The organism is Erysipelothrix sp. strain 2 (EsS2-6-Brazil), assembly GCF_016617625.1.
Taxonomy (GTDB): Bacteria; Bacillota_I; Bacilli_A; order Erysipelotrichales; family Erysipelotrichaceae; genus Erysipelothrix; species Erysipelothrix piscisicarius.
The window spans coordinates 1-18772 of sequence record NZ_SBAR01000012.1 but is presented as its reverse complement, the minus strand read 5'-3'; the positions used below and the strand labels follow the sequence as shown (position 1 = coordinate 18772).

General features: G+C 37.1%; 15 protein-coding genes and 1 pseudogene. 15 read left to right on the top strand and 1 reads right to left on the bottom strand.

Annotation, left to right across the window (positions count from 1 at the left end):
• The first annotated feature begins 1 nt into the window (after position 1).
• From EPJ89_RS07255 to EPJ89_RS07185, 15 genes are all read left to right on the top strand, one after another.
• The gene (locus EPJ89_RS07255) at positions 2-1585 is read left to right on the top strand and encodes a dihydrolipoyllysine-residue acetyltransferase (protein WP_200549374.1); all 1584 of its coding nucleotides are present in this window, start codon (positions 2-4) and stop codon (positions 1583-1585) included.
• Between the two features lie 19 nt (positions 1586-1604).
• The gene (lpdA, locus tag EPJ89_RS07250) at positions 1605-3011 is read left to right on the top strand and encodes a dihydrolipoyl dehydrogenase (protein ID WP_161636695.1); all 1407 of its coding nucleotides are present in this window, start codon (positions 1605-1607) and stop codon (positions 3009-3011) included.
• 387 nt (positions 3012-3398) lie between these two features.
• On the top strand, positions 3399-5177 hold the full coding sequence (locus tag EPJ89_RS07245; RefSeq protein WP_200549373.1) for an ABC transporter substrate-binding protein: 1779 nt from the start codon (positions 3399-3401) through the stop codon (positions 5175-5177).
• A 79-nt stretch (positions 5178-5256) separates the two neighbouring features.
• Positions 5257-6228: an ABC transporter permease gene (locus EPJ89_RS07240; RefSeq protein WP_161636693.1), complete on the top strand. Its 972-nt coding sequence runs from the start codon at positions 5257-5259 to the stop codon at positions 6226-6228.
• A gap of 11 nt (positions 6229-6239) precedes the next feature.
• The gene (locus tag EPJ89_RS07235) at positions 6240-8099 is read left to right on the top strand and encodes an ABC transporter permease subunit (protein ID WP_161636692.1); all 1860 of its coding nucleotides are present in this window, start codon (positions 6240-6242) and stop codon (positions 8097-8099) included.
• Between the two features lie 59 nt (positions 8100-8158).
• Positions 8159-9646: an oligopeptide/dipeptide ABC transporter ATP-binding protein gene (locus tag EPJ89_RS08855; protein WP_125164782.1), complete on the top strand. Its 1488-nt coding sequence runs from the start codon at positions 8159-8161 to the stop codon at positions 9644-9646.
• Positions 9647-9648: 2 nt separating this feature from the next.
• Positions 9649-10590, top strand: a complete 942-nt coding sequence (locus EPJ89_RS07225) for an ABC transporter ATP-binding protein (protein WP_161636691.1) — start codon at positions 9649-9651, stop codon at positions 10588-10590.
• A 2-nt stretch (positions 10591-10592) separates the two neighbouring features.
• Positions 10593-10781, top strand: a complete 189-nt coding sequence (locus tag EPJ89_RS07220; protein WP_003773029.1) for a hypothetical protein — start codon at positions 10593-10595, stop codon at positions 10779-10781.
• 102 nt (positions 10782-10883) lie between these two features.
• Entirely contained in the window at positions 10884-11324 is a 441-nt protein-coding gene (locus tag EPJ89_RS07215; protein WP_200549372.1) for a MarR family winged helix-turn-helix transcriptional regulator, read from the top strand.
• Positions 11308-13038 (top strand): ABC transporter ATP-binding protein, encoded by a 1731-nt coding sequence (locus tag EPJ89_RS07210; RefSeq protein ID WP_161636689.1) that lies wholly within the window; start codon positions 11308-11310, stop codon positions 13036-13038. The genes EPJ89_RS07215 and EPJ89_RS07210 overlap by 17 nt, the downstream gene beginning before the upstream one ends.
• 1 nt (position 13039) lies before the next feature.
• A complete protein-coding gene (locus EPJ89_RS07205; RefSeq protein ID WP_200549371.1) occupies positions 13040-14830 on the top strand; it encodes an ABC transporter ATP-binding protein in 1791 nt (596 codons plus the stop codon).
• A 55-nt stretch (positions 14831-14885) separates the two neighbouring features.
• The gene (locus tag EPJ89_RS07200; protein ID WP_202605988.1) at positions 14886-15560 is read left to right on the top strand and encodes a metal-dependent hydrolase; all 675 of its coding nucleotides are present in this window, start codon (positions 14886-14888) and stop codon (positions 15558-15560) included.
• A 14-nt stretch (positions 15561-15574) separates the two neighbouring features.
• Positions 15575-16219, top strand: coding sequence for an HAD family hydrolase (locus EPJ89_RS07195; RefSeq protein WP_200549370.1), 645 nt, complete (start codon positions 15575-15577; stop codon positions 16217-16219).
• Positions 16220-16428: 209 nt separating this feature from the next.
• Positions 16429-16731: an antibiotic biosynthesis monooxygenase family protein gene (locus tag EPJ89_RS07190; RefSeq protein WP_161636686.1), complete on the top strand. Its 303-nt coding sequence runs from the start codon at positions 16429-16431 to the stop codon at positions 16729-16731.
• A 220-nt stretch (positions 16732-16951) separates the two neighbouring features.
• Entirely contained in the window at positions 16952-18604 is a 1653-nt protein-coding gene (locus EPJ89_RS07185; protein WP_161636685.1) for a putative manganese-dependent inorganic diphosphatase, read from the top strand.
• Positions 18605-18654: 50 nt separating this feature from the next.
• Here EPJ89_RS07185 and EPJ89_RS07180 read toward each other — a convergent pair.
• Positions 18655-18772, bottom strand: a pseudogene (locus tag EPJ89_RS07180) (IS30 family transposase); the annotation flags it as partial.

The window sequence follows — 18772 nt, the reverse complement described above, 5'->3', positions numbered from 1 at the left end:
AATGTCATTTATATTTAAAATGCCTGACGTAGGTGAAGGAATTGCTGAAGGAGAAATCGTTAGTTGGTTCGTTAAAGAAGGCGACACAATTAAAGAAGATGAACCTCTATTAGAAGTTCAAAACGATAAACTCGTTCAAGAAATCCCATCCCCAGTATCAGGAACAATTACAAAAATTATGGTCGAACCAGGAACTGTAGCTACAGTTGGTGACGATCTCGTTGAAATCGTAGCAGAAGGCGCAGTAGCATCTGCACCTGCTAAAGAAGAGACAGCAGCACCTGCACCTGCAGCAGCTGCCGGATCATTTGTGTTTAATATGCCAGATGTGGGTGAAGGTATCGCTGAAGGTGAAATTGTACAATGGTTCGTTAAAGTCGGTGATGACATCCAAGAAGATGCACCACTATTAGAAGTTCAAAATGATAAGCTTGTTCAAGAAATCCCATCCCCAGTATCTGGAAAAATTATGAATATCATGATTGAAGCGGGTACAGTGGCAACAGTTGGACAACCACTCGTTGAATTTGCGGCAGAAGGACATGCACCAGCATCAACTCCTGCACAAACAGCAGCTCCAGTTGCAACTGCAAGCCAGGCTGTTTCGGGAAATGGTGAATCGTTTGCACAAAATAAAATTGCTGGACGCGTTCTAGCAATGCCATCGGTTCGTCAGTTTGCACGTGAAAATAATGTTGATTTAACACTTGTTACAGCAACAGGTAAACACGGACATATCCGTAAATCAGATGTTGAAGCATTTATCGCAGGCGGCGCAGCTGCACCAGCCGTTGAAACTCCAGTCGTTGAAGCTACACCATCCGTTGAAACAGCACCAGTAGCAAAACCTGCAGCTAAACCAGCTCCAGTTGTTGTTACAGGATCAACTACACGTGAAAAAATGACACCAACACGTAAAGCAATTTCTAAAGCAATGGTTACAAGTAAGGCAACAGCACCACACGTTACATTATTTGACGAAGTGGATGTTACAGAACTTGTAAATCACCGTAAGAAATTCAAAGAAATTGCAGCTGCACAAGATGTTAAACTAACATTCTTACCTTACATTGTTAAGGCGCTAACTGCAGTTGTGCGTAAATACCCAATCTTAAATTCAAGTGTTGATGACTCAACACAAGAAATTGTTTACAAAAACTTCATTAACATTGGTTTTGCAGCAGATACACCTCACGGTTTATATGTTCCAAATATCAAAAATGCTGATTCAAAAGGAATCTTTACAGTTGCTAAAGAAATCTCAACATTGGCAGCCGCAGCAAATGATAATACATTAGCTGGAGCAGATATGCGCGATGGTTCAATTACAATTAGTAATATTGGATCAGCACGTGGACTCTGGTTTACACCAATCATCAACTACCCAGAAGTAGCGATCTTAGGTGTAGGACGTATTGATAAGAAACCAGTTGTTCTAGCAGATGGAACAATCGGCGTTGGAAATATGTTAGCATTATCATTAAGCTTCGACCACCGTATCATCGATGGTGCCCTAGCACAAAATGCCATGAACGAACTCAAGAGATTGTTAAACAATCCTGAGCTTCTATTAATGGAATCTTAATTGGAAGGTGGAATAGTACATGGTAGTAGGAGATTTAGCTCTTGAATTAGATACAATTGTTATTGGTTCAGGTCCTGGTGGATATGTTGCGGCAATTCGTGCAGCTCAATTAGGACAAAAAGTAGCAATTATTGAAAAAGATAATATTGGTGGCGTTTGCCTTAACGTTGGATGTATTCCTTCAAAAGCGTTAATTAATGCAGGTCATCGATACCAAGAATCAATGAATTCAGAAACATTTGGTGTTACAGCCGAAAATGTTAAAATTGATTTTACAAAAACACAAGCATGGAAAGATGAGCAAGTTGTTAATAAACTTACATCTGGAATTGCAATGTTATTAAAGAAAAATAAAGTTGAAATCATCCGTGGTACAGCATTCTTTAATGACACGCATCAATTACGTGTTGTAAATGATGAGTCAGCTCAATCATATACATTTAAACACTGTATTATTGCAACAGGTAGTCGTCCAATTGAAATCAAAGGATTTAAATTTGGAAAACGTATCATTGACTCAACAGGTGGATTAAACTTAAAAGAAATTCCTAAGAAACTTGTTGTTATCGGTGGAGGCTATATTGGTTCAGAATTAGCAGGTGTTTATGCTAATTTAGGATCAGAAATTACAATTCTTGAAGGAGCGCCTTCAATCTTACCTCAATTCGATAAAGACATGATTAAACTTGTTGAAAACGAATTTAAGAAAAAAGACGTTACAATCGTAAATAATGCTATGGCAAAAGATGCTAAAGAAACAAAAGATGGAGTTGTTGTTACTTATGAAGTAGATGGCAAACCCGCTACAATCGAAGCTGATTACGTTATGGTTACAGTTGGACGTCGTCCTAACACAGATGATCTTGGCTTACAAGTTGCCGGTGTTGAGACAAACGAACGTGGACTTATTACTGTAGATAAACAAGGACGTACAAGCCAAAAACATATCTTTGCTATTGGTGACGTAACTCCAGGTTTAGCATTAGCGCACAAAGCTTCATACGAAGCAAAAGTTGCTGCTGAAGCAATCTCAGGCCAACCTTCAGAAATCGACTATGTTGCGATTCCAGCGGTATGTTTCACAGACCCTGAATTAGCAACTGTTGGATTAACTGAAAAAGAAGCTAAAGATCAAGGATTAACAGTTAAAGTATCAAAATTCCCATTTGGTGCAAACGGTCGTGCACTTTCACTTAATGCAGGTGAAGGATTCGTAAGACTTATATCAGAAAAAGACACAGGATTACTACTTGGTGGACAAGTAGCCGGTGTTGGAGCAAGTGATATTATTGCTGAAATCGGATTAGCTGTTGAAGCACGCATGAATGTTGAAGATCTTTCATTAACAATCCATGCTCACCCAACACTATCAGAAACAGTTATGGATGCATCTGAAATTTCACTCGGATTGCCAATTCATATTTAATCTATATAATAAGGATGCGAAAGCATCCTTTTTTTTATTCATTCGAATTTGTAGTTTTTTTGTATTATCTTGCATTAATTTCTGAAAGTTGTTTCAGGTATTTCGGACGCTTCACGCCAAACTATGGATTTTTTGTGATATATTAGAATTACTTTTCATGATAAATATTCATACAACTTAAAATATTCGTCATTAAACGCACTAAACAGTGGATATTTCATAGAATAACAGCAAATGTAAATTGTTTCATAGATTTTATGATTTATTTTCATAAAATTGATAATATACTGAAAAACCAATTGACAAATTTTCTGTATCCTATATAATACATTCATACAGTATCACTTATCTGTATCAATGTTTGACAACAAAAGGAGGAGAATTACCATGAAAAAATTAATGATTGCATTCGTTGCAGCGTTATTGGTTCTTACTGGTTGTGGATCACAAGGTTCATCCAGTACATTAACGGTTGCGGCCCCTGCTTCACAAAATGGTGACTTTGTGGAAGGGTTCGGATCGAATGCCTATGACCGATGGGCAACTAACTTAATGCACTTAGGTGCAAGCGTTTTCTATATTGATCGCGATACTTCAGAGATCAAGCCAAATCCTAACTTCGTAGAAAGCCATGAAGTTAAAGCAGACAGCGAAGGAAATAAAACTTATACCTTCAAAATCAAAGGTGGCAATAAATACTCTGATGGAGCAGAAATCACAGCTAAAGACTACGTTATGGCTATGTTGTTCCGTTCACATCCAGCTTGGATGAAAGTTGCATCAATGGAAAGTACCGGAGATGAACTTTTAGGTTATAACGCATACAGCACAGGGGAATCAAAAGTTTTCGAAGGGGTTAAATTAATCGACGACAATACATTCTCATTAACAATCGATAAAGCAAACTTGCCATACTACTTTGAAGCAAGTAAAGCTGATATCTCACCTGAACCAATGCATGTTTGGTTTAAGGATGCTAAATTAAATGCTGAAGGAAACGCATTCGACAACACACCTGAAGAAATTCAAGCAGCTGTTGAATATGTTTCAACAACTGAACGATACAAACCAACTGTTGTAGTAGGTGCGTATAAGTTAGAAAGCTATGAAAATGGTACAACAATTCTTGTTAAAAATGATCAATATGTAGGAAACTACGAAGGTCAAAAACCAGAAGTTGAAAAAGTTGTAATCCGTCAAGTTGACTCAAACGTTACAGTACAAGCGATCGAAAAAGGTGAAGTTGATTTATCACCAGGAAACATTGAGGGTGAATACATCAATAAAGCAAAAGAACTTGAATTACAAACTGTTAACTATCCACGTAATGGATTTGGTAACATCACATTAAAAGCAAATAAAGGACCTACTCAATACAAAGAAGTACGTCAATCAATTGGTTACATGTTAAACCGTAACGAATTTGTTCAAAAAATTGCTGGTGGATACGGTTCTGTAGTTAATGGACCATTCGGATTATCACAATGGTTCTATAAAGATAACAAGGACAAGATTGAAAGTTCACTTATCGACTATACTTACAACATTACTAAAGCAAACGAATTACTAGATCAATCAATCTACAAATTCGAAAAAGATGGTGTTACACCATTTGATGCAAGTAAAGCAAGTAAAGATTATGCTCGTTATGATGCAGATGGAAATAAACTTGTTGTAAAACACTTTGGTTCTGAGAAGAACTCAGTAACAGATTTAATTGTATCTCAATTAGTTCCTGCAGCTGAAAAAGCTGGTATGGAATACTACATTGAACAAGGTGAATTTGCTACTTTAGGTGCATACATGCAAGGACGTGAAGAGAATGACTTTAATGCATTTAACCTTGCAACATCATTCACATCACTTTATGATCCATGGCAAAACCATTCAAAATATGTTGGAACAGGTTTAAACTGGAGTGATATTTCAGATCCAGAACTTGATGCAGCTATTGAAAAGGTACGTCGTATTGAACCAGGAAATCGTGAAGCTTATTCAGAAGCAGTTGTTGAATACTTCCAACTTTGGAATGACCTCTTGTTCCAAATCCCTCTCTACTCAAATCTATACCATGACATCGCGTCAAACCGTGTTAAAGGTTTAGAAAAAGTAACACCAGAGATGGACTGGTCAAAAACTATGGAATATATCTCAATCGAAGGATAATTTGAGTTATAATTGAATGTAAGTACTATAAGAAGTGTCAATCGGCACTTCTTATAGTCGTGTTAAAAGGAGAAAAACGATGTTTAAGTATATGATAAAACGGATTATGTCGTTGATTCCTGTTGTGATCATCATTTCAATCATGCTGTTTTCATTAGTGAAAATGATGCCTGGTGATCCCGTAATAGGAATGATAAACCCAGCGATCAAAGATCCAGAACAATACCAAAGGGCTTACGATGAGGCTGCAGAGCGCATCGGTCATAACAAGCCACTCCCAGAACAATATGTTCGTTGGGTAAAAAACACACTTTCGGGTGATTTAGGAATTTCAACTTCTAAAAATAAACCCGTAAAAGAGGTTATTGCAACACCTCTAAAAAATACAGTATTTCTTAATATAATTTCTACAACAATTGCGTTTGTTATTTCAATTATTGTAGGTATTAAATCAGCCGTGAATCGTGGCGGAAAATTTGATAAATTTTGGCAAGTCTTTTCACTTGTCGGAATGTCAATGCCAACATTGTTAATCTCGATCTTGTTAATTTACTTCTTTGCAATTAAATTAAGCATCTTCCCTACAGGTGGGATGCCACTTGCTGGAACTACAGGGATTGCATATGTGGGGCAATGGTTCCGTTATGCAGCCTTACCAATTATCACATTAACCATTGGTTCATTTGCATCGACAATTCGATATGTCAGAAATGCAATGATTGAAGTGTTAAACAGTGATTATATTCGTACTGCACGTGCCAAAGGGTTATCAGGAAAAGTCATTGTCTATTCGCATGCATTTAGAAATGCTCTAATTCCAGTTGTAACGGTTCTTGCGGGTTCGATTGCTGGTATTTTTGGGGGTGCCGCAATTACTGAACAAATCTTCTCGTGGAACGGGATTGGAAACGTCTTGATTCAAGGAGTTGGTAGTCGTGACCTCATGCTTGTATTAGCGATGAACATGTTCTATGCAATCTTATCACTCGTTTCAAACATTGTTATGGATATTGGATACGCGATGGTTGACCCACGTGTTAAATTAGATTAGGGGATTTTGATATGGACAATAATAAGAAAAATTCATTTTGGTCAAGTATCAAATCGATGTTTGCTAATCTATTTAAGAGTGGTGGACAACGACGCGAAGAACTTGAAGATTTAATCGCAGAAGATGTGGTTATCAGCCCATCAAAACAAATTGCGAGAAACTTTTTTGAAAACAAACTTGGAGTAACGGGACTTATTGGTTTTGTGTTAATTTTTGCGATTGTTTTTGGGACAACGACATTCAGACCGTATAACTCATACGAACATGAAACCGTATTAAATAACCTTGCTCCAGGAACGAAGTATTTAAATATTCCCAAGGAAATACAAGGGAAAAACATTGAGACAATTAGCAGTGGTACTTCCTATTCTGTTGCATTAGATGATGCAGGAAAAGTACATTTCTGGGGACAACGTCCTGATAAGAAATTTAAAGTTGATCAAATTGTCGAAAAGACGAAAAATAGTAAAATTAAATCACTAGCATCCGGAGATAAATTTGTTGTTGCAGTCACCGAAAACAATCAATTTATTGGTGTGGGTGAAAATACCTTCTCTCAAACAGAACTACCATTTGATGTCATGGAAGAACTTGGTAGTGACAACATTGTTAAAGTAGCAGCAGGGAAACGCTTTACTGCAATTGTTACAGATAAAGGAAAAATCTATACATGGGGTAGTGTTCTTGAGAACAACCTCGATAATATTCCCAAAAGTATCCAAGGTCGTGTTAAAGACATTGCCATTGGACAATTTAATATCATCGCTTTACTTGATGACGGATCATTAGTAGCATTCGGTCAAGGTGGTACTGAAGTTGGTGCTATCCCGACAGAATTAACAGATGGTTCTGTTAAAGTCACTCAAGTTGAGCTTACAAAAACATCAGCAATGGCTTTAGATGCTGATGGTAATGTTCATACATGGGGTTCACATGGTAAATTCCAAAGTGTTCCTGAACTTGATGGTAAAGTTGTTCAAATTTCATCAACATTAACATCCTTTAACGCACTTACTGAATCGGGTCACATCTATGCTTGGGGTGAGGGCAAATTTAATTTAACAGATGTTCCAACATCAGTAACAAACGTTAAAAACAAACAAATTTTCTCAGATCACTTCCAATCATTTGCTGTGAGCGAAGATAATCAAATTAACGGTTGGGGAAATAAAGGATTTATCTTGGGAACCGATGACATGGGACGCTCAATTGGAGAACGCTTGCTTTACGGTGGTCGTATCTCATTAACCGTTGGAGCGATTTCAATGATTATTTCTACACTCATCGGTGTTCTTGTTGGTTTAATTGCTGGATTCTACGGTGGTTGGGTTGATAACTTATTAATGCGTATTGCTGAAGTTATTAGTGCTTTCCCATTCTTGCCGCTTGCAATTACCTTATCGGCTTTATTACCTTCATCAACAACACAATCACAACGTCTTGCGATGATTATGGTTATTTTGGGGGTTATCTCGTGGCCGGGTGTTGCACGTCTAGTACGTGGACAAATCCTAGCTGAACGTGAGAAAGATTTCGTTCTTGCCGCACGCGCTTTAGGATTAAAAGAAAAAACAATTATTATTCGCCACATCTTACCAAGTGTATTTAACTTTATTATTGTTAATATGACGCTTGGATATGCTTCCAGCTTGCTAACAGAAGCCGGACTCTCATATTTAGGATTTGGTGTTAAGCCGCCTTCACCATCATGGGGTAATATGCTTAATGGTGTTGCAAATACAACAGTTATTGAAAATTACTGGTGGCAATGGCTTCTACCAGCACTCTGCGTTATGCTTACAGCCTTGTCTGTTAACTTAATGGGAGATGCACTTCGTGATGCTATGGATCCGAAGTCGAACCAGAAATAGGGGATGGTAGATAAAATGACAAATACAGTAAAATTAAAAAGTAAGGATGGGATTATATAATGGAAAATAAAGATAATCGCGTTCTCATTAAGGTTGAACACTTACAAAAATATTTCCCAATCAAAAAATCAAGTATTTTCCAACGTAAACAAGAATATGTAAAAGCGAACAAAGATATCTCAATTGAAATTTTTGAAGGCGAAACATTAGGACTTGTTGGAGAATCAGGTTGTGGTAAATCCACGTTTGGTCGTACATTAATTCAATTGTACGATCAAACAGGTGGTGTATCACTTTATTATGGTGAAACAATTGAAGAAATGATGCCTGAGTACGTACGCGGAGTATACAAATCAATACCAAAAGTTTTTGGTAAACATGATGCGGAATACCAAGCGATTAAAGACCTTGAATCAAAAATTGAAGGAACATCAGGCGAAGAATTTATTGAACTTAATGAATCATTGCGTCTTTTAAAGATTGCATATGAGACAACTTACGGAAATATTTTCCGTCTTGCCGGTGGGCTTCTTGTTCATGATAATCTGAATGAAGTAAGCAATTTACTTCTCTCAAAATATCAAAAAGGGAGTGCTGTTGCGAAGTTACATAAAGAACTTGAAATGGAAACATTACGCAATACCATGCACGATAAAAAAGCGAATGGTAATGTCACAAGTTTAAAAGAAAAATTAGAACAAGCGCAAAAAGAGTTGAATGACGTTAATGTGGTTATTAACGAAATGAAGGCGAAATTATCATCTCATGATAATTTTGAAGAATATGAATCTTTACTTGATGATGGTATCGATTTATCATCATTAAATAAACAAGAGATGCGTTTCTTACGTAAGGATTTACAAATTATTTTCCAAGATCCATATTCATCACTTGATCCTCGTTTTACCGTAGGAAACATCATTGGAGAGGGGCTGATTGCTCATAAACTCTTCAAGGATGCAAACAGTGATGAATACAATGAATACATTATTGATATAATGGAAAAATGTGGACTTCAGAAAGAATTTATTCACCGTTATCCTCACCAATTTTCAGGTGGACAACGTCAACGTATTGGGATTGCACGTGCATTAGCACTTCGTCCTAAGTTTATCGTTTGTGATGAAGCGGTAAGTGCATTGGATGTTTCAATCCAATCACAAGTTATTAACTTACTTCAAGATCTTAAGGATGAACATAACCTAACATACCTCTTTATTACACATGACTTGGGTGTGGTTCGCTATATTAGTGACCGTATTGGTGTTATGTATTTTGGTAATTTGGTTGAACTTGCACCTGCTGAAGAAATCTTTAGCAATCCACAACATCCTTATACGAAACAATTGCTTGCAGCGATTCCTCGTATGGAAAAAGATGAAGCAGAAATTGCCGAACTCCTTAAAGTTGTTCCTAATGGCATTTTCGATTTCACATTTGAAGAAACGGGTGAAGCCGATAAAGATTGGTATGAAGTGGCACCAGATCACTTTGTAGCATGTCGTCTGCTTAATGCCGAAGCGAAGAACAAGAAAGGAGGTATGTAAGCATGGCTTTATTAGAAATTAAAAACCTACATACCTACTTCGATACAAAACGCGGGTTAGTAAAAGCTGTTAACGGTGTATCCTTCTCCGTTGATGAAGGACGTACACTGGGTATTGTTGGTGAATCAGGAAGTGGAAAGAGTCAGACAGCGATGTCAATCTTACAACTTTTTGAGTCAAACCAACGTATTTATGAGGGTGAAATTGTCTTTAATGGTGAAGTGCTCTCTGATTACACTGAGGAACAATTACGTAAAATTCGTGGAAATGATATTTCAATGATTTTCCAAGAACCAATGACAAGTCTAAACCCTGTCTTTACCGTTGAACGTCAAATCAGTGAAGTATTAATGCTTCACCAAGGAATGAGTAAACAAGAGGCAAGTCAACGTGCACTTGAGATGCTTGCATCTGTTAAAATTCCTCGCCCTGAAAAAGTATTAAAAAACTATCCTCACCAATTATCAGGTGGGATGAGTCAACGTGTTATGATTGCGATGGCACTTGCATGTAATCCTAAGCTTCTCATTGCGGATGAGCCTACAACAGCTCTTGACGTTATCATTCAAGCAGAGATTCTAAAACTTATGAATGATCTTAAAAATGATTACAACACCTCAATTCTCTTTATTACCCATGACCTTGGTGTTATCAGCCAAATGGCAGATGATGTTATTGTTATGTATGGTGGTAAGATTGTTGAAGCTGCACCAATTAAAGCAATCTTTACGGATGCAAAACATCCATATACAAAACGCTTATTAAATGCGTTCTTAAAAACCGATATTAGTGGACGTAAAGATCGTAAAGAAGTTGAGGCAGACCTCTATGCTTCTGAAAACGATGTTTATGATTTCCATAACTTTAAAACAAATGCAGTTGCAGATGTTGATTGGCATAATGTTGGCGAAAACCATTATGTTGCATGTAATTTAAAGAAATAGTTATGTTGAATAAACGAAAAAAGCGAAAATTACTAACTGAAGAAGAAATTCAAGAAAAGTTTAAAGATGTTGAGTTTGAGAAAAATGATACGACGGCAATGATTATTGCCGCAATCGTAACACTCTTACCAGCGCTACTCCTTGTATTAGGATTGATCTATGGACTTTTATGGCTGATCTTCATTGGCTAAAGACACTAAGGAAGCCGTCTCAGGACGGCTTTCATTTATTTATCACAGTGTCTTTTTCTTTTTTGATATAATTAGTTAGTCGTTTAACTAAAGGAGAAGTCTATGGAATCTGTCTTATCACAACTTTATCGCGCATTAGAACGAAAACATCGAAGTGTTGTTCAAACGTATCTTGATACCTTAGGACTCTATATTGGACAACCACGTTTTTTGTTTGAACTCTATCGAAATCCCGGAATGACCCAAAGGGAGTTAGCAGAGGCATTGGTGGTTACAAAGGAAACAGTGTCGATTGCAATCAAGCGTCTTGAACAAGGTGATTTTATTCGCCGGGAAATACCCGAAGATGATAAACGTTGTCGTCAGCTTTATCTAACCGATAAGGGAGAAGCAACAATCGTTGAGTTAAAGAAAAATTTTGATTCCATAAACAACTCAATGTTCCTAAACTTAAACCCAGAACAACAACTTCAGTTAGAAGCGTTACTTACAGAAATGATTAAAGGATTGGAGGCAAGAGAGACAAATGAAAACATTCTTTAAATATTTTAAACCTGAAATCCCAATCGCGTTATTGGGGATAATCTTTGTCGGTAGTGTGGCCTTCATCGAATTGTATCAAATTCAATTGATGGCGCAGATTATTGACGTAGGGATTGCGAATCAAGATTTTACAGTAATCCTAAATGTCGGACTCAAGATGGTGGGGTTAGCCTTGCTGGGTGCCGTGATTGCGATGCTTGGATTGATTTTTCCATCCCAAGCGTCCAATAATTTTGCGTTAAATTTACGTCGTGATATTTTTAAACGAGTCCAAACCTTTTCGTTAAAAAATATGTCACAATTTCAAACCGCATCTTTAGTGACACGACTTACCAATGATATTAACTTTTTACAGCGAACGATTATGATGTGCTTACGTCTTTTGGTTCGGGCACCTGTTTTTCTTATTAGTACTGTTGTGATGACGTACATGATAAGTCCAGATTTATCACTTGTTATGTTGGGGGCAGTAGTTGTTTTATCTCTCGTTCTTTTTTATGTAATCAAAGAAGGGTTTCCACGCTTTGTAAAGTTACAAGATAAAGTCGATAAGATGAATCGAAAAGTACAAGAATCCCTCATGAACATTCGTGTTATTAAGTCTTTTGTACGCGAGGATGAAGAATCACATAAATTCAAAGATGAAAACGGTGAGTTGTTTGATGCTTCCGTAAGTGCAATGAATTTAATGGTGGTCATGAATCCTGCATTAATGGGAGCCATTCATTTTGCGACCCTATTTATTGTGTGGATATCAAGTTTTCTTATTGTCGATCAAAACTTAATTAATATTGGAGATCTATTAGTTTTTATTAATTACCTTCGTTTTACGATGTTCTCAATGATGATGATCACAAACGTTTTAATGATGATTTCACGATCAAAAGCATCCGTAATTCGTTTGAAAGAAGTATTGGAAACGGAACCGGATATTATCAATGCATCAATTTTAGATACGCTTCCGGAAAATCCAAGAGGGGATATACATTTTGACAATGTTTCATTCCGTTATTATGAAGATGCAAGTGATATTCTTACCAATATTAACTTCGCAATTAAACCCGGTGAGCACGTTGGAATTATTGGATCGACAGGTTCTGGGAAATCAACGTTAATTAACCTCATGGTTCGTTTGATTGATGTAACTGAAGGAACCATTTATCTCGATGGGAAAGATATTCGAACTCTTGATTTAAAAGCGTTACGAAGTCAATTTGGCTTTGTTCCGCAAAAAAATGTTTTATTTACTGGAACGATTGAATCAAACCTAAAACTTGGAAATCCAAATGCAACACATGAAGATCTTGTACGTGCAACAAAGGCTGCTTCAATCTATGACTTTATTATGGAACAAGAAGAAGGCTTTAAGGCCCCAATCCAACAAGGTGGGACCAATTTATCAGGAGGTCAACGACAACGCATGTGTATTGCACGGGCTCTTGTCGTAGAACCTAAAATTCTTGTGTTAGATGATAGTACCAGTGCATTGGATGCAGCTACAGAACAACGCGTTAAAGAATCCGTTCAGAGTCTTTATGAAGATGTTACGGTAATTAGTATTGCGCAAAAAATTAGTTCTGTTTCCGACAGTGATATGATTTTAGTCATGGATGAAGGTCAAATTGTCGGACAAGGAACCCATACAGGCTTGTTGGAGTCCTGCAATGTATATCAAGAAATCTATGAGAGCCAACTACGAAAGGGGGATGAATAGCATGAGTGAACGTAAAGTTGTAATTGGTCATAAACCACGAAACCAACAAAAAACGCTAAAACGATTATTGGGATATTTAGGGCAAAATAAAGTACTGCTCATCATGGTTATCATCGCATCCATTATCTCTACCCTTGGCGGGCTTTATGGATCCTATTCGATTTCTCCGTTAATTAAAATTATTGAAAATGGGTTAAATGGAACGATTACCCGAGATTTGATGTTCCAACAGCTCTTTAGTAAACTTATTTTTCTTGCAATCATTTTCGCGATTGAGGTTTTGGCGATGCTTTTTTCAAACCGGATGATGGTGAAAATTTCGCAGCGTACGGTAGAAACAATCCGAAAAGATATGTTTGATCATGTATTGAAAATGGATGTTAAGTATCACGATCAAAATGCCCATGGGGATTTAATGAGTCGTTTTACAAACGACATTGACCTTGTAGGGGAAGGGTTAAACTCTGCAGCTGCGTCGATTGTGATCAATATCTTTACCTTATTGGGAACCATTGTTGTGATGTTTATCTTAAGTCCAACACTCTCTCTTGTGACTTTGATAATTCTTCCGCTTCTTTCAATTATGGCGAATGCGATTGTGAAGCGCAGTCGTATTTACTCAAAACGCCAACAACGTTCTTTGGGAACCTTAAACGGGTATATTGAAGAGTCAATGGAAGGTCAGATGGTTATGCAACTTTTTAATCATGAAACAGAGGCAGAGAAAGATTTCCAAGTCCTAAATCAAGATTACCGGAAGAATTCTCAAAAAGCTCAAATCACCTCAATCATGATGTTTCCATTAATGCAAAATGTGAATACGATAAGTTATGCAATCATTGGGATTGTAGGGGGATATCTTGCAATTAATCATGGATTAAGTATTGGAGACTTGGGTGCTTATGTGAATATGACACGTACTCAAGGAAAACCCATTAATGAAATTTCCAGCCAATTCACAACACTTCAGTCTGCAATTGCTTCCGCAGAACGAATCTTTGAATTATTGGACTGGAGTTTGGAATCCGAAAATGAGACCGATTTGATTCTGGATGAGGTTGAAGGATCGGTTCGATTTGAAAATGTAACATTTGGTTATAATCCCGGGGTTCCTGTTTTAAAAGATGTTTCGTTTTGGGCGAAACCGGGACAAAAAATTGCTTTTGTAGGGTCTACCGGAGCAGGGAAAACAACGATCACAAACCTCATTTCGCGATTTTATGATATTGACGCAGGCACAATCTTAATTGACGAAAAACCCTTGGATCGCATAAATCGTTACAGTTTACGAAAACATATTGCGATGGTACTTCAGGACACTCATTTGTTCAGTGGTACTGTTATGGAAAATATTCGCTATGGAAACCTTGAAGCAAGTGATGAGGCGTGTATTGAAGCTGCGAAGTTGGCGAATGCTGATCACTTCATTCGCCAACTTAAACATGGCTATCAAACCGTTCTTGGGGGCGATGGGGATGATTTATCACAAGGTCAGATGCAATTACTCAATATTGCACGTGCAGCCGTAGCCAATCCTGAAATTCTTATTCTTGATGAAGCCACCTCTTCCATTGATACCCGTACGGAACGTATGGTTGAAAAAGGGATGGACTCAATTATGGAAGGACGTACTACATTTGTGATTGCGCACCGTCTATCAACAGTTCGGAATGCGGATGCAATTATTGTCTTGGAACACGGTGAAATCATTGAACGTGGAAGTCATGATGATTTGATACAATTAGGCGGACGATATGCTTCATTGTATTCAGGTCAATCACAGTTATCTTAGAGTAGCATAATGCTACTCTTTTTCGTGTTATAATAAAAGGAAGGGGGGCATTATCATGGTAAATGTAGAATATATTAATAATGCGGGTTATGTTGTGGAAACAGAAAAAGCAATCTATATTTTTGATTATGTGGAGGGACTGTTACCGTCTCGATATTTGTATAGTGAAAAAGAAACATTCTTTTTTGTGACAAGTCGCCATCGTAATCACTATAATGATGCAATATACAGCTATGGGAAGACGGTTATCTTATCTTCGGATATTTTAGTTTCGCCTTATCGTAATGTATTTATGATGGAGCCGGGTGATGAAATTCACTTGGGATTTGCGAAAGTGCGTACATATGAAAGTACGGGTGGTGGAGTGTGTTACTTAATTCAAGAAGGTGACTTAAAAATCTTACATGCAGGCTCTTTGAATAATTGGCATTGGGATGATACCTTTACCGTTGCGGAATCACGCTTTGAAACACATCGTTTTCATGAAATCCTCCACAATATTGCGGACTTTGCGCCCATTGACCTCATGATGTTTACGCTTGAACCTTCAATGGGGAAAAATTTTGATCGTGGTGCCCGTGAAGCGCTGGATTTACTTCAACCACTTTGCTTTTTTCCGATTAAAACCAAACATGATGATTCACGCTTTTTCAAATGGGCGGCTTCCCGTCCAATCACTACATGTTATGAACCAAAGCATGATAATCAAATATTTAGACATGTAATTTAGAAAGTTGGTCTCAAATGGCATTTATTTTTGATTTAGATGGAACGTTATTAGATTCAATTGATGATTTAGGAAATAATTTAAATACAGTGCTTTTGCGTCATGATCTTCCCATTTATGATCGCGCACAGTATAAAAAGTTTGTAGGAAATGGGATGAAGAAACTCGTTGAGCGGGCATTACCGAGCGATTACGAAGCATTTGATGTAATCCTAGAAGAATACCTTGATGAGTACAGTCATCACTACACGGAGGCATCCGTTCCTTATGATAAGGTGTGTGAAACGTTAAAAACGCTCAATCAGCGTAACATTCCAATCGCAATTTGTACAAATAAGAAACAAGAGTATACAGATGGTATTGTGAAACATTACTATGGAGATATTGATTTTGTTGCGACGATTGGTGATAGCTTTGATGGCAAGCATAAACCCAATCCATACTACCCATTAACGATTGCTTCAAAAATGGCGATCGACCCTTCTCTAATTTATTTTGTAGGGGACAGTGATGTGGATATGAAGACAGCGAAAAATGCGGGTATGATACCTGTAGGCGTGTCATGGGGCTTTCGTAGTGTTGAAGAACTTCGAGAACATGGTGCTCAATATATTATTGACTCAATTGAAGACGTTCTAAGTTTGCCACGTCTTACAAAATAACTTTGTGTATAAAAGCACCACAAATCACAAACGATTTACGGTGCTTTTTATTTTGTGACATGAGTTCCGTTTTTTAGAACAAATCATTCCCATAATAGAGTCTTTGTGAAATATTTGGTTAATTTAACTTATAGAATGCTTGATTCATTGTTGCACTTTGCATAAAATATTAGTAGAGAACTTACGATTTTAAAAAGGATGGTATCACAATGAAATATGTAGAAGTTAAGCATTTTGAAATGAAAAAAGGAACTGGTCGTGATTTTGCCGAGAATTTTTATAATCGTACGGTAGTTAAAGATTTTCCAGGGTTTGTAAGTATTCGTGTAGGATTGAACGAATCATGCCATAGTTATGATTGTGTAGATGTATCGTTTGTTTGGGAGAATGAAGATGCTTATACAAACTTTAAGCGCAGTGATGTACATAAAGAAATTCATCGAACACGTAAACCAAATCCAAATATGATTAAGCATTCATCATATCGCTACGATATGATTCATGAAGACTAAACACTGAGAAATCAGTGTTTTTTTATAAAGTAATAAAAAAGCAAGATGCTCAAAGAAACTTGGTGTATGAAATATAAACAGAATAAATAACGCAACATTGAAATAGAATCGGTGAGTTATACCCATAAATAGTGTTTAATTGCGGTTCTTTTTCACAGGGTCATCTTTATATATTAAGTAGATATGATAAACTAATATTAATGACTGAAAGGGAAATTATATGAAAAACGAAAAAGATTTAATCTATATTTGTGGACATCGTCATCCAGATACGGATTCAATTGTATCGTCAATTGCATATGCTCATTTAAAAAACATTCTTGGTGCTCCAGCAGTGCCATGTCGTTTGGGTGAACTGAGTGATGAGACCAGCTATCTTCTCGATCGCTTTGGTTTTGAAACGCCAACACTCCTTAAAGATGCACGAGCAACGCTTGATGAAATTGAAATGGATGATGCGGTTAAGATTCATTTGGATACCTCCATTAAGGAAGCAATGGAAATTATTTCAGATAAAAGACAAACACTTGCGGTGGTTGATGATCGGGATCAACTTATTGGGCTTGTGACCAGTTCAAATCTTGCGCATATCGCGATGGGGGATACGAAACATTCAATCGCACTCTTAAAGAAAACCCCTATGTGTAATATTGCGCAGGCGATCGACGGTGAATTAATTTATGAACCCAAACATTTTCATTTTAATGGAAAAACAAGCATTATTGCGATTTCCAAGACGAAATTGGATAATTATGAATTAACAGACCGTTTGGTGATCATTGGGAATGATACGGAGTCACAATTAACGGCTATACGTAAAGGTGCTTCGTGTATCGTGACGGTATGGACGGATGAGATTGAGGAATCTGTGTTATCGCTTGCGAAACTTCATGATTGTGGGATTATTCGATCAACACATGGAACGATGAATACATCGCGTTATTTACTCTTTGCACCAAGTGTTCGGGAAGTCATGTCAACAGACTTGGTAACATTTAATTGGAATGAATTTGTGGATGATGTTGGAAAGCGCATGCTTAAAACACGTTATCGTGCCTATCCAGTATTGGATGATCAAAATAAGATTTATGGTTTTGTTTCACGTTATCATATTCTCAATTCATCCAGTAAAAAAATGATTCTTGTGGACCACAATGAGGCTTCACAGAGCGTTGATGGGATCCAACAAGCAGAAATACTCGAAATCATTGATCATCACCGTATTGGCGATTTACGAACCGTTAAACCAATATATTTCAGAAATGAGATTATCGGTTCAACTGCGTCGATCATCACAAAGATGTATCTGGAGCATGGTGTTGAAATTCCCAAAGATATTGCATCTTTACTGCTCTCAGCATTGATATCCGATACGTTAAACTTAAAATCACCAACAACAACGCCTAAAGATTTTGAGATTGCACAGATTCTTCAAGATCGTTCCGGGCTGGATCGTAATGAATTTGCACGCGATATGTATGAAGTCACATCCGGTCTAAAAAATAAACCGTATGAAGACATCATTAACCAAGATATTAAGAAATTCTACATCTCTCAAAAAGAGGTTATGGTATCACAATTGGTCATTTACCATTTTGATGAATTGGATGATATCTTAGATTCATTTGAAGAAGTAATGGAACAGTTTGTAGTTCAACATCATCTTGATTTATTGGTTGTCGTCTTTACCAGTGTAGAAGATAATGGATCCATTATTGTCGCTTCAGGAAGTCTAAAAGAAGCTGTCTTGGATGCATTCCCAAATAAAGATGGTGAAGCACGTACGTTCTTACAAGATGTTGTTTCAAGAAAGAATCAAATTATTCCACGTTTGTCTGCAGCAATCTCGCAGTACTTAGGAACGGGAATGTAAACATAAAAAAACTTCTTAGCACTTTAAGAAGTTTTTTTGTGTTTCTTTTATCAAATCTCAACCGCACCACTTTTACTTTTATTAAAGTCTATCTCATAGGCCGTTTTGAAGTCAAATATTTTTCGCGGCATTGAGTTAATTTTGAAGCAAATATCATCAAGATATTGT